General features: G+C 63.3%; 10 protein-coding genes. 6 read left to right on the top strand and 4 right to left on the bottom strand.

Going from position 1 to position 11,763, the window contains the following annotated elements:
• Positions 1-1,160: isovaleryl-CoA dehydrogenase (locus tag OR16_RS03500; protein WP_006156584.1), on the bottom strand; the 1,160-nt coding region annotated here is incomplete at its 3' end.
• Positions 1,161-1,238: 78 nt separating this feature from the next.
• Entirely contained in the window at positions 1,239-2,960 is a 1,722-nt protein-coding gene (locus OR16_RS03495; protein WP_006156583.1) for an AMP-binding protein, read from the bottom strand.
• A 311-nt stretch (positions 2,961-3,271) separates the two neighbouring features.
• Here OR16_RS03495 and OR16_RS03490 point away from each other — a divergent pair, with 311 nt between their 5' ends.
• Positions 3,272-3,946, top strand: a complete 675-nt coding sequence (locus OR16_RS03490; RefSeq protein WP_006156582.1) for a TetR/AcrR family transcriptional regulator — start codon at positions 3,272-3,274, stop codon at positions 3,944-3,946.
• 242 nt (positions 3,947-4,188) lie between these two features.
• On the top strand, positions 4,189-4,710 hold the full coding sequence (locus OR16_RS03485) for a hypothetical protein (protein WP_006156581.1): 522 nt from the start codon (positions 4,189-4,191) through the stop codon (positions 4,708-4,710).
• 135 nt (positions 4,711-4,845) lie between these two features.
• Here the strand turns inward: OR16_RS03485 and OR16_RS03480 are convergent, their stop codons facing one another.
• The gene (locus tag OR16_RS03480; RefSeq protein WP_006156580.1) at positions 4,846-5,898 is read right to left on the bottom strand and encodes a phytoene/squalene synthase family protein; all 1,053 of its coding nucleotides are present in this window, start codon (positions 5,896-5,898) and stop codon (positions 4,846-4,848) included.
• Positions 5,899-6,398: 500 nt separating this feature from the next.
• On the opposite strand from OR16_RS03480, the gene OR16_RS03475 reads away from it, so the two are divergent.
• Positions 6,399-7,259, top strand: coding sequence for a hypothetical protein (locus OR16_RS03475; RefSeq protein WP_043418270.1), 861 nt, complete (start codon positions 6,399-6,401; stop codon positions 7,257-7,259).
• Positions 7,159-8,691 carry an alkaline phosphatase family protein gene (locus OR16_RS39460; RefSeq protein ID WP_081488646.1) on the top strand — a complete coding sequence of 511 codons (1,533 nt, stop codon included), beginning with the start codon at positions 7,159-7,161 and terminating at the stop codon, positions 8,689-8,691. The genes OR16_RS03475 and OR16_RS39460 overlap by 101 nt, the downstream gene beginning before the upstream one ends.
• A 25-nt stretch (positions 8,692-8,716) precedes the next feature.
• On the opposite strand, the gene OR16_RS43350 is transcribed toward OR16_RS39460, so the two are convergent.
• Positions 8,717-9,055: a hypothetical protein gene (locus OR16_RS43350; RefSeq protein ID WP_141639818.1), complete on the bottom strand. Its 339-nt coding sequence runs from the start codon at positions 9,053-9,055 to the stop codon at positions 8,717-8,719.
• Positions 9,056-9,122: 67 nt separating this feature from the next.
• Here OR16_RS43350 and OR16_RS03465 point away from each other — a divergent pair, with 67 nt between their 5' ends.
• Both OR16_RS03465 and OR16_RS03460 read left to right on the top strand, forming a co-directional pair.
• On the top strand, positions 9,123-10,535 hold the full coding sequence (locus OR16_RS03465) for an FAD-binding oxidoreductase (protein WP_006156577.1): 1,413 nt from the start codon (positions 9,123-9,125) through the stop codon (positions 10,533-10,535).
• A 124-nt stretch (positions 10,536-10,659) separates the two neighbouring features.
• The gene (locus tag OR16_RS03460) at positions 10,660-11,748 is read left to right on the top strand and encodes an ABC transporter substrate-binding protein (RefSeq protein ID WP_006156576.1); all 1,089 of its coding nucleotides are present in this window, start codon (positions 10,660-10,662) and stop codon (positions 11,746-11,748) included.
• Positions 11,749-11,763 lie beyond the last annotated feature (15 nt).

Raw genomic sequence — 11,763 nt, 5'->3', positions numbered from 1 at the left:
TCGCGCCCGATCAGCATGCGGCGGATTTCCGAGGTGCCCGCGCCGATCTCGTACAGCTTGGCATCACGCCACAGGCGGCCCACCGGATACTCGTTGATATAGCCGTTGCCGCCCAGGATCTGCACGGATTCGCCTGCCATCCAGGTGGCCTTCTCGGCGGTGTACAGGATCACCGCGGCGCAGTCCTTGCGCACCTGGCGCACGTGCCCGGTGCCGAGCGAATCCAGGTTCTTGCCGACCGTGTACAGGTAGCTGCGTGCTGCCTGCAAGGTGGTGTACATGTCGGCCACCTTGCCCTGGATCAGCTGGAACTCGCCGATGCTCTGGCCGAACTGCTTGCGGTCGTGGATGTAGGGCGTGATGACATCCATGCACGCCTGCATGATGCCCACCGGGCCACCGGAGAGCACGGCGCGCTCGTAGTCCAGGCCGCTCATCAGCACCTTGGCGCCCAGGTTCTCGCCGCCGAGGATGTTCTCCACCGGCACTTCCACGTCCTGGAACACCAGCTCGCCCGTGTGCGAGCCGCGCATGCCGAGCTTGTCGAGCTTCTGCGCCACCGAGAAGCCCTTCATGCCCTTCTCGACGATGAAGGCGGTCATGCCGCGCGCGCCGAGATCCGGCTCGGTCTTGGCGTAGACCACCAGTACATCGCAATCCGGCCCGTTGGTGATCCACATCTTGGTGCCGTTGAGCACGTAGTGGTCGCCCTTGAGGTCCGCGCGCAGCTTCATGCTCACCACGTCGGAGCCGGCATTGGGCTCGCTCATGGCCAGCGCGCCGATCCAGTCGCCGGAGACCAGCTTGGGCAGGTATTTGGCTTTTTGCGCGGCGGTGCCGTTGCGGTGGATCTGGTTGACGCACAGGTTGGAGTGCGCGCCGTATGACAAGCCGACCGATGCCGAGGCGCGGCTGATTTCCTCCATGGCGATCATGTGGGCCAGGTAGCCCATGTTGGCGCCGCCGTATTCCTCCGCCACGGTGATGCCGAGCACGCCGAGGTCACCCATCTTCTTCCAGGCGTCCATCGGGAACTGGTCGGTGCGGTCGATCTCTGCCGCGCGCGGGGCCAGCTCGGCCTGCGCCCAGGTGCGCACGGTGTCGCGCAGCATGTCGATGTCTTCGCCGAGGTGGAAATTAAGGCCGGGGAGTTCGTTCATGGTTGAGTGTTCGTTATCTGGTTGAATGCGGCCGCGGCAGACGGCGGCCCGATGTCAGGGGGGAGTTCAAGTGGGCGGTCACGTGGCCGTGTCGCCAAGCCCGAGTTCCAGCGTCATGCGCTCGCGCATCACGAACTTCTGCACCTTGCCGGTAATGGTCATGGGCATCTCGTCGACAAAGCGGATGTAGCGCGGAATCTTGTAGTGGGCGATCTGGTCGCGGCAGAAGGCACGGATATCGTCCTCGGTGGCCGTCTCGCCGGGCTTGAGCACGATCCACGCGCAGACTTCCTCGCCGTACTTGGGGTCAGGCACGCCAAACACCTGCACCGCCTGCACCTTCGGATGGCGGAACAGGAATTCCTCGATCTCGCGCGGGTAGACGTTCTCGCCGCCACGGATCAGCATGTCCTTCACGCGGCCGACGATATTGCAGTAGCCCTCTTCGTCGATGGTGGCCAGGTCGCCCGTATGCATCCAGCCATCGCGGATCGCCTCGCGGGTGCGAGGCTCATCGTCCCAGTAACCCTGCATCACCGAATAGCCGCGCGTGCACAGCTCGCCCTTTTCACCAACGGGCACGATCTCGCCAGTGCCGTCGACCAGCTTCACCTCGAGGTGCGGCTGGATCAGCCCGACCGTGGTCACGCGCTTGTCGAGCGGATCGGTGGTGGAACTCTGGAAGGAAACCGGGCTGGTCTCGGTCATGCCATAGGCGATCGTCACTTCCGCCATATGCATGTTGGCGATCACGCGCTTCATTGTCTCGATGGGGCAGGGCGAGCCCGCCATGATCCCGGTGCGTAGCGTGGAGAAGTCGTACTTGGAAAAATCCGGATGATCCAGTTGGGCGATAAACATGGTGGGCACGCCGTGCAAGGCCGTGCAGCGCTCCTCGCTGACCGCCGCCATGGTCGCCGCCGGCTCGAACGCCTCGCCGGGGAATACCATGCAAGCGCCAGTGGATACGCAAGCCAGCACGGCCAGCACCATCCCGAAGCAGTGATAGAAGGGCACCGGGATACACAGCTTGTCCTGCTCGGAGAAGCGCATCGCCATGGCGATGAAGCGCCCGTTATTGACGATGTTCCGGTGCGTCAGCGTGGCGCCCTTGGGCGCGCCGGTGGTGCCGCTGGTGAACTGGATATTGATCGGGTCGTAGCGATCGAGCTGCGCGGTGATCGCATCCAGCTCCCCGGTGAGGGCGTGCGTGCCATGCGCAAGCAGCGCATCGTAGTTCAGCATGCCGGGCGTACGCTCGCCGCCCATGCGGATCACCCAGCGCAGCGCGGGCAGGCGCGCCGCCTGCAGCGCGCCCGGCTCGCACTGTTGCAGCTCGGGCGCCAGCGTCTGCAGCATCTCCAGGTAGCGCGACGTCTTGAACGACTCCGCCGACACGATCGCCTTGCAGCCCACCTTGTTCAGCGCGTATTCCAGCTCCGCCAGGCGGTACGCCGGATTGATGTTCACCAGCACCAGCCCAAGGCGAGCGGTGGCGAATTGCGTCACCAGCCACTCCACCCGGTTCGGCGACCAGATCCCGATGCGGTCCCCACGCTCCAGGCCCAGCAGGCGCAAGCCCCCGGCCATGGCGTCCACCACCTGTGCAAACTCCCGCCAGCTCCAGCGGATGCCTTGCTCGCGAAACACTACCGCTTCGCGATCCGGGAAGCGCGCTACGGTTTCGGCGAGCAACGCCGGCACCGTCAGCTCTGACAGGGGGATATCGGTCCCGCCCCGTACATGCGAGAGCCCGTTAATGGGCAAGATCGTTGGGTCAGCCGCACCCTGCATCGTCATACTCGTCTCCAAAGCGCTGTAGCGATAATGTCCGCATCCCGGTTTCCTGAGCTTTGTTCAATTTTGTTGAGTGAGGCTCAAGTCGAGGAATGTGCATATATTCTGGCCATTGACCCCTCAAGCAGTGGGACGGGGCGGTGGCGTTGAGTGGAAAAGTACACGCAGATTCGAAAAATTGCAACCACGACTTGAGTAAAGATCAATTACAATCCGGTGACGGGGCGAGAGGCTCGCAAAGGCGTGCCCGGGCAGGTGTTTTTTGCTGCGCCGCACTATAATCGCCGGCTTCCGGCAAGCGAGGTAACACGTCGATGGACGACATCATGGTGCGGCGCCGCGTTCCCGCGAGCGCCAAGGCGGAGCAGCGCATCCGCGACATCCTGCGCGTGGCCCGCGAGGTCTTTGCCGAGATGGGCTACGAGCGCACCACCACCACCGAGATCGCCCAGCGCCTGGGCATCTCCGAGGCCACCGTGTTCACCTATTTCCACGGCAAGCGCGAGCTTTGCGTGCGGGTGATCGAAGACTGGTACGACGAGATCATCGCGGCGGTGGAGCAAGGCATGCCGCGCGACCAGAGCACCAAGGCGCAGCTCGAGTTCTTCGTGCGCACGCATCTGCGGCTGTTCTTGGTGCTCTCCGAAGGCCGCGCCAAAGGCCAGGGGCTGGGCGAAGTGTTCGTGCCGCTGCAACGGCGCTACACCGCGCCGCTGATGGACATGCTGGCGCGCGCCCGGGACAGCGGGGAGATCCGGTCCGACTTGCCGTTGAGCCTGCTGCGCTCATCAATCTTCGGGCCGATGGAACACATTCTTTGGGACGCGATCGCCAGGCAGCGGCCGGTGGATATCGAGCGCACTGCCAAGGATATCGTGGCGCTGCTCTGGCCGGCGTTACTGCCGCCGGACCTGGAGGTGGCGGCGCTGCGGGAGTTTTATGGAGAAGTGGGGGCGGCCTTGCGGCGGGTTGGGGAGCGCGGGGAATAGGGCGCTCGGCTGCGCCGTGGCGCCGACCGGCGAGACTGAGGCCTGCGCTCAGGGTATCGAGGACTACGTTTGCAAAGGCCAGCTTCGCCGCTGTCGAACGGGCTCGTGGAAACCAGCGGAATAATTCCACCACCTGGAGCGTTTACCGTGTGGGCAGGGCGCGCAGCGTGTGCGCGCGCTTGCACTATGCTTGAAGGATTCCGGCCCGAGAACACAGCCTGCGCCGACGATGGAGAATGGTCATGCAATATCCCTTAGCCAGATGGATTGGTGCTACCGCCGCCGCGCTCGCGTTGTGTGCCTGCGCATCCCTGCAGCCGGTCGAGACCGCGCAAAAGATGATCGGCGGCCCGGAGAGCGCCGTGCGCGATACCTTTGGCAAGCCCACGGAGACCTATCAGCTAGCCGGCGGCACCAACCGCTGGATCTACTCGAAGCAGCCGCTCGGGTTCGTCGTCTACGCGGCCGATTTCGACGCCGGCGGGAACCTCACCAGTTTCCGCCAGATGCTCACCGAGAAAGAGATTTATGAGGCGCGCCCGGGAACCTGGACCAAGCAGGACGTGGCCCAACGCTTTGGCCTGCCGCGCGAGCCGGTCGAGTACTACCCGCTGATGAAGCGTGAAGCATGGTCGTACCGGATGTATATCGGCGCTTACCAGCCGGCCCACTTCAGCGCCTACTTTGACGATCGCGGGGTGCTGGACCGTACCATGATCATTGTCGATCCGCTTGGGGGCGACGACCACTCCAGCAGCAAGTGATTGCTGCCTTGGGCAACCCGTTGCGGGGTGTCTGGCCCAGGCGCGATCGCGTCAATGGCCCGTTGCGCGGCGGGTGCAAATGCGCGCGATTTTCCTCGGGATCCGCTCCGGGGATGCAGGAGGCCTCGTTCGCCATTAACGTTCCAGCCGCGCCTCGATCCGCCCGATCAACCGCTCAACCCAGATCCGCAACAAGCCATTGGACGGCGCCATCAACGCCGAGTACCCCACAATCCGGTACACCTCGCTGCGCCGTATCTTGGGCACCTTCGCCGGATCCAGCCAATCGTCATTGTTGACGAGCAGCAGCAGCGTCTCCAGCCCGATAAGCACCGGCCACAAACACGCCAGACGCAATCGAATGGAGAACGCGGGAATAGCAAACGTGTAATCCACCGCCTCACGAAAATGATCCAGCGTCGCGCGGATCAGCGCGAACAGGAGCGGCTTCGCGCGCGCCGAATTGCCTGGGATCAGCAAGTCTTGCGGCGTCAGCCCATACCTATCCAGCATCGCCTCGGGCAGGTAGCAACGCCCGATCCGCAGGTCCTTGGCACAGTCCCGCAGCACATTGGTCATTTGCAGCGCCTTGCCAAAACGCACACCTCGCAGCAGCATCGCCTCGGCATCGCCTTTGAGCGTCCCGGGCATATGGGCGTAGGTCATCTTGGTCCAGAACTCCCCCACGCATCCGGCGACCAGGTAGGTGTATTGATCCAGTTCTTCCCACTCGCGCAGCACGCCAATCTGCCCGGAGTCTTCATCGGGGAAGGTCCGAAGATCAAATTCCATACCTGTGGTCAGGGTCGACACGATCTCGCGTACCGCGGTCCGATCGGCCCCGTTGAGCTGCGACAGCACCGTCAGCGCCGGGCCGAGCGATTCAAGCAGGACCTTCTCGTCCGATAGCGCTTGTTTCCCGGCGACCTCTGCCGCCAGGCGCCGCATGAGCGTGCCGTCGTCCGTGGCGCCGTTGACCTGATCGCGCAGCGCCAGCAGCAGTTCCAGCCTTTGTCGCGGTGGAATCAGCGATGTGTCTGCAATGGTGTCGGCGGCGCGCGCCAGCAGATACGCCAGGCCGATCGGATCGCGCATCCCGGCGGGCAGCACCCGCAGGGTGAGATAGAAAGAGCGTGAAACGCCTTTCAGCAGCGGGCCAAGAAGGAAGGCCCGGGTAGGGTTAGGCATGGATGGGGTCGGTCGTGATTGACAAGTCGGCGCTGCCGGATTGTATCCGCATCCGGCACGATGGTCGCGCGCTCGACCTCCAGCCCCCGGCCCTTCCCGGCGTCGGACGGCCAGGCCTGCTTCGTCCAGGCTTCCGCGCTCATGGCCGCCTGGCACACACAAAGATCGTAACGCCGGGAGCATGAGTTGCTCGCGTACTATCTGAGATTAAAGAAATTCAATTCGCGCGGCGCAAGATGGCACCGGGCTGACGAGAGCTAGTGTGAATTCTTCGTGCGCGGCTTCTTCCCTGGCGGTTGCAATCCTTGGTGCCCGGATCTCCTCCAAATAGTTGATGCACGTGGGTTTGGCGTCGCCTATAACAACATGGGTCGAGGGCAGGGTGATGCGAGCGACGGCTCTTCAGGCGGCGGCGCACAACACGGCAATCGCCGATGTGCCGCGGGCAAACTCGACGCCCTGCGCAACGCAACGCTTCAACCACAGGACCGGAGCGCACTATGTTCCAGATCTCAGTCGTTAACAGGACGACCTGCATTGCGGACCGGGAGATGCATCGCGTCGTGCGTGCGATCAACCGGCAAATCGCCGAGGACTTCGAGCCGTACTGGGCCTTTGGGGGACGACTGCGGGTGGAGGGACCGGCCGGGCCCAAGGCCGATCTCCAGCAGCTTAAGGAAATGCGCGGCGACGCCATTATCTACGTGCTGGATTCGGCGGCATCGGACGATGCCCTTGGTTTTCACGACCTCAATCCCAGCGGCGTTCCCTATGGTTTTGTCTTCCTCGATCTGTGCAAGATGCTCGGTGATGACTGGTCGACCACGCTATCCCACGAGGCGCTCGAACTGATCGGCGACCCGCAGTGCAACCTGCTGGTGCAGGGCCCGAATCCGGAGGCGTCAGACCGCATCGTCTACCACTTCTTTGAAATGTGCGACGCGGTGCAGTGCCAGAACTATGAGATTGATGGCGTATCCGTGTCCAATTTCGTGCTGCCGCATTACTTCACGGAAGGCGAGGAAGTGGGGGCGCGCAACGACTTCTGCGGTACGGCGTTGCGTTCGTTCTGCGTCAACCCAGGCGGCTATATCGGCTACTTCGATCCTGTGAAAGGCGAGAACAGCCAGTTTTTTGCGAAGGATGCCTACGCCCAGCGACGCTTCGATCTGAAAATGGAAGCCAGGAGAGGACGGACCTTCCTGCGCAATGAGCAACTGAGCGCAGCCGCAAAGAATCGCTCGGCACGTTGTCGTGCTGATGCTGGAGAACCGTTCGTTCGATCACATGCTTGGCGCCTTGAAAGCGTTCGATACGAGCATCGATGGTATCGATCCGCAGCACCCGGGCATCAATTTTGACGAGAAGAACCAGCAGACGTTCTCGCAGCAGGACGTGGCGGCAACGTTCGTGCGCCCGGACTTCAAGGTGCCACACGAGTTCGACGATGTGCAGGAACAGATCAGGGATGGCATGGGGCATTTCGTCGACGCGTACTGCCACGCCAACCAGCAAGCGCCCGCCACGGACGGCGATCAGGTGATGGGCTACTTCCCTGATGGCGCGCTGCCCGTGCTGCATGCCCTTGCAAAGAACTTCCTGGTCTGCGATCGCTGGTTCTCGTCCATGCCGGGGCCGACCTGGCCGAACCGGCTATTTGCACACAGCGGGACAAGCCTTGGTGACGTGCTGATGCCGGACGGGGTGCTGAGCACGGTTCGCATGTTCTTTGGCCGATACTCCCAGCCCACGATTTACGACCGGCTCGATGACAAGCAGATCCCGTGGAAAATCTACCATGGTGGCGTTCCGCAATCCATTGTGCTTAACCGCCTGAAGCCGCAGTTGTTCTCTAGCCGGTTTCAATCCATGGATGGCTTCGTGGCGGACTGCGCAGGGCCGGAGCAAGCGTTCCCATCCTATGCATTTATCGAGCCGCGCTACTTCGCCGGCCTCGCGGGCGAGGAGAATGACCAGCACTCGCCGGCCGGCGTGGTGGCCGGGGAGCAGCTGATCGCTGACGTCTACAACGCTATCCGCAAGAATCAGGCGCTATGGGAGTCCACGCTGCTGATTGTTACCTACGACGAGCATGGCGGGTTCTACGATCATGTGCTGCCGCCCCCCACCATTGCACCCGACGATCACACGGATATCCATGCCTTCGACCGGCTCGGCGTGCGGGTGCCGGCGATCCTGGTTTCCCCTTGGGTAGCAAGAGGCGTTGACCACACGGTCTACGACCACACCAGCATCTTGCGCTATGTCTGCGAGAAATGGCAGCTGCCGCATCTTTGCCGCCGCACGCAGCCGGCATTCGGCGCCAACGTCACCGGAAATTTTGCAAGCGCCATATCGCTTGCCAAGGCACGCACGGACACCCCGCCGCCGTCGTTCGCCGGCGCCCCCAGGCTGGCTGCCCTGGCGGCGACCGGCCCGGCGGATTTTGGCGATGCGCAAACCGCGCTTGTGTCATACGCGGAACTCGTCAGGCAGGAGATCGACGCCCAGGCCATGCAGGCTAGTGGCAAGTCCATGCTGGCAGCGAGGGCCGTGCCGGCGGCAGGGGTGCCGCCGGTCGATCAGCGCGCGAAAGCAATCGAGCAGTGGATGATCGATGCGAAGCAGGTGGAACCTGTGCCGGTCTCCAACGCGCAAATTGCCTTGCCACAGGCAACAGTCGCCGTTGCGCCAGCCGGGAGCGCGCCGTTGCCGGCGGCATCGGGCCCGGTAGTCGCCGCGAAAGCAACCGGTGGCCGGTCCAACGGAAAGAAGCGGCCGCAACGCGCGTAATGGCTGCCACGCGGGCACGCGAGCTTCATGGCACCCGGCGCAGCCGAGCCATGCCGCTCACATGCAGTACGACGCCCGATCTCTTGCCATCCTGTGCCGCGAAGGTAAAGCTGGCGCTCTTGTCTGCCTGGTAGACGCCGGCGTATCCGGTCAATGCCGCAGGCGCCGGCGCCAGTTGGGTTGCCGCGGCGATCGGGTAGCGGCTGGCCGCCCCACGCGCCGCAGCCTCCCATCCGACTCCCCATTCTGGCCATCCGTGCACCACGAACGCACCCGCGTTTGTGCAGGCTGGTGCACGCTCCCGGCCGTTTAGGTAAAAACCCTGAATTAATTGCATTGCAATTGAATAGATTGCGATTCGCATATCAACCAACTATTCTCTGACAACCGATTCGCCGGGCGCGGGTCGATGGCCAACCGGGAATTTCATGATGAAGTTGTTGCTGGATACCTTGCGCAATATCGTCGGCACGACAGCGCTGCTTACCGAGAGCGGCGATCTGGCGGGCTATGTCAGCGACTGGCGCGGCCGCTATACGGGAAAGGCGCTTTGCGTTGCGCTGCCGCGCGATACCGAGCAGGTCTGCGAGTTGGTGCGGGCCTGCGTCGCCGCTGGCGTGGCGGTCCTGCCCCAGGGTGGCAATACCAGCCTGAGCGGCGGCGCGGTACCGTACGAGCAAGGCCATTGCGTCATCATCAACCTTTCGCGCATGCGCCGCATTGTGCGTATCGATCCGGCGGACAACTCGATGGAGGTGCAAGCTGGTTGCGTGCTCGCGGAAATCCAGGCTGCCGCCATCGAGGCCGGCCGCTTCTTCCCGATCAGTCTGGGCGCCGAAGGCTCATGCCAGATCGGCGGCAACATCGCCACCAATGCGGGTGGCACCAGTGTTCTTCGTTATGGCAATACACGCGAGAACGTGCTCGGCCTGGAAGCCGTGTTGCCGGACGGGCGCATCTGGCGCGGCCTGCGCACGCTGCGCAAGGACAATACCGGGCTTGACCTCAAGCAGATGTTCATTGGCGCGGAAGGCACGCTGGGCATCATCACCGCGGCCACGCTGAAGCTGCACCCGCTGCCGAGCGCGCACGCCATGTCCTGGCTCGCGCCGGTAGATGTGGATGCGGCGCTGAAGCTGCTGGGCATGTTCCAGGCCGCATGCGGCGCCCAGCTTTCCGCGTTCGAACTGATGAACGCCAACCAACTCGATATCGTCCTGAAGCACGTGCCGGGCCAGCATGCGCCGCTGGTGGAGGCGCACCCGTGGCACCTGCTCGTGGAGCTCAGCGATACCTGCGACCATGCGCGGTTGCAGGACACACTCGAGGCCACGCTGGAGAAAGGTCTGGAACTGGGGCTGATCTCCGATGCAGCCATCGCGGCCAACTCGACACAGCGCCAAACGATGTGGAAGCTGCGCCATAGCGTCTCGGAAGGCAACAAGAAGGCTGGCATCGGCCTGACGCTGGATACCGCTGTGCCGGTGTCGATGGTGCCGGCGTTCATCGACGAGGCTACCCGCGCCATCGAGGAGAACTTCGAGGCGCGCGTCGTGGTGGTGGGCCATCTTGGCGACGGCAATATCCACTTCATCCCGTTCTTTGAGTTCGATACCTGGCAGGCCCTGCCTGATCCGGCGAAGACCGCCGCCGCTGTGCGCCGCGCCGGGCACGATGTCGCGGCCAGGCTGCATGGCACCTTCAGCGCGGAGCACGGCGTGGGCCGGACCCTGCTGGACGAGATGCGTCACTACAAGAGCGAAGTCGAACTCGACATGATGCGTGCGATCAAGCGCACTTTCGATCCGCTCGGCCTGTTCAATCCGGGCAAGCTGATTCCCTGATTCCCTGATTCCCTGATTCCCTGGTTCCCTGGTTCCCTGGTTCCCCGATTCCCCCGGCCCCGCCCACCCAGGCCATTTCGCCGTTTCTATTCTTCACGACCCCCGTCCCAGTAGGAGTACCGTCATGAGCAACGCCGACAAGCCAAGCAAACCTTCGCGCCGCGACGCCTTCAAGTTGCTGAGCGCCAGCACAGCCGCACTCGCCATGCCGGCCATCTGGACAACAGCCAAGGCAGCCTCGCAGCGCATCGTCGTGCGCGATTCCGGCGGCGTTTTTACCAAGGCCTACGGCGAGGTGTTCTACAAGCCGTTCACCAAGGCAACCGGTATCCAGGTTGTCGGCGTGCCCTCCAATGCGGAGCCCACCGCCCAGATCCGCACCATGGTGGATGCCAAAAACTACAGCTGGGACATGGCATCGATCAGCCAGCCTGCGATCGAGGTGCTGACCACCGACGGCAAGGATTATCTCGAGAAACATGGGTTGGGCGCGGATCCCGTGGTGGCGGGCATCCCTGCGCAGTACATGTCGCCGTACGGCGTCGGGACCAACGTGTACACCACCGTGCTGGCCTACCGTACCGAGGCGTTCAAGGGCCGCAAGGCGCCCACGCAATGGAAGGACATGTGGAATGTGCAGGATTTTCCTGGGCGCCGCGCGCTGCGCAAGCATCCGTTCGACACGATCGAGGAGGCACTGATGGCGGACGGTGTCGCAATTGCATCGGTCTATCCCTGCGACGTGGACCGTGCGCTGCGAAGCCTCGACAAGGTGAAGTCCAACGTCGCGGTCTGGTGGAGCGGTGGTGCCCAGGTCGAGCAGATGCTCAAGTCTGGCGAAGTGGACATGGTCGCGACCTGGATCTCCCGCGCGCAGGCCGCCATGGATGCCGGCGCGCCCGTCGGGATCTGCTGGGACCAGCATCTCTGGGGCGTCGATAGCTGGACCATCCTGAAGGGTTCGCCCAACGCGGCGGCCTGCCGCGAATTCATCAAGTTTGCCTCTGACCCCAAGCGCCAGGCGCAGCTCACGCAATACCTGGCAGCCGGTGTCACGCATTCCGACGCCTTCAAATACATCGATGCCAAGCACGCCGTGACGCTGCCCACGTATCCCGACAACATCAAGCGTGGCGTGAAGATCGACGCCAGCTACTGGGTCAAGAACCAAGGGCCGGTGCTCGAGAAGTTCAATGCCTGGATCCTGAAGTAAAGCGCATGCGTTGAC

Source organism: Cupriavidus basilensis OR16 (genome assembly GCF_000243095.1).
In the GTDB taxonomy this organism is placed as follows: domain Bacteria; phylum Pseudomonadota; class Gammaproteobacteria; order Burkholderiales; family Burkholderiaceae; genus Cupriavidus; species Cupriavidus basilensis_D.
The sequence above is the reverse complement of the archived record's forward strand: the minus strand, read 5'-3'. Positions and strand labels throughout refer to the sequence as shown.

Excerpts from the sequence above, each read along its gene's own strand:
- OR16_RS03460 (WP_006156576.1), top strand. The coding sequence starts at position 10,660 with ATGAGCAACGCCGACAAGCCAAGCAAACCTTCGCGCCGCGACGCCTTC.
- OR16_RS03475 (WP_043418270.1), top strand. The coding sequence starts at position 6,399 with ATGTTCCAGATCTCAGTCGTTAACAGGACGACCTGCATTGCGGACCGG.
- OR16_RS43350 (WP_141639818.1), bottom strand. The coding sequence starts at position 9,055 with ATGCGAATCGCAATCTATTCAATTGCAATGCAATTAATTCAGGGTTTT.
- OR16_RS03480 (WP_006156580.1), bottom strand. The coding sequence starts at position 5,898 with ATGCCTAACCCTACCCGGGCCTTCCTTCTTGGCCCGCTGCTGAAAGGC.
- OR16_RS03465 (WP_006156577.1), top strand. The coding sequence starts at position 9,123 with ATGAAGTTGTTGCTGGATACCTTGCGCAATATCGTCGGCACGACAGCG.
- OR16_RS03485 (WP_006156581.1), top strand. The coding sequence starts at position 4,189 with ATGCAATATCCCTTAGCCAGATGGATTGGTGCTACCGCCGCCGCGCTC.
- OR16_RS03490 (WP_006156582.1), top strand. The coding sequence starts at position 3,272 with ATGGACGACATCATGGTGCGGCGCCGCGTTCCCGCGAGCGCCAAGGCG.
- OR16_RS39460 (WP_081488646.1), top strand. The coding sequence starts at position 7,159 with ATGCTGGAGAACCGTTCGTTCGATCACATGCTTGGCGCCTTGAAAGCG.
- OR16_RS03495 (WP_006156583.1), bottom strand. The coding sequence starts at position 2,960 with ATGACGATGCAGGGTGCGGCTGACCCAACGATCTTGCCCATTAACGGG.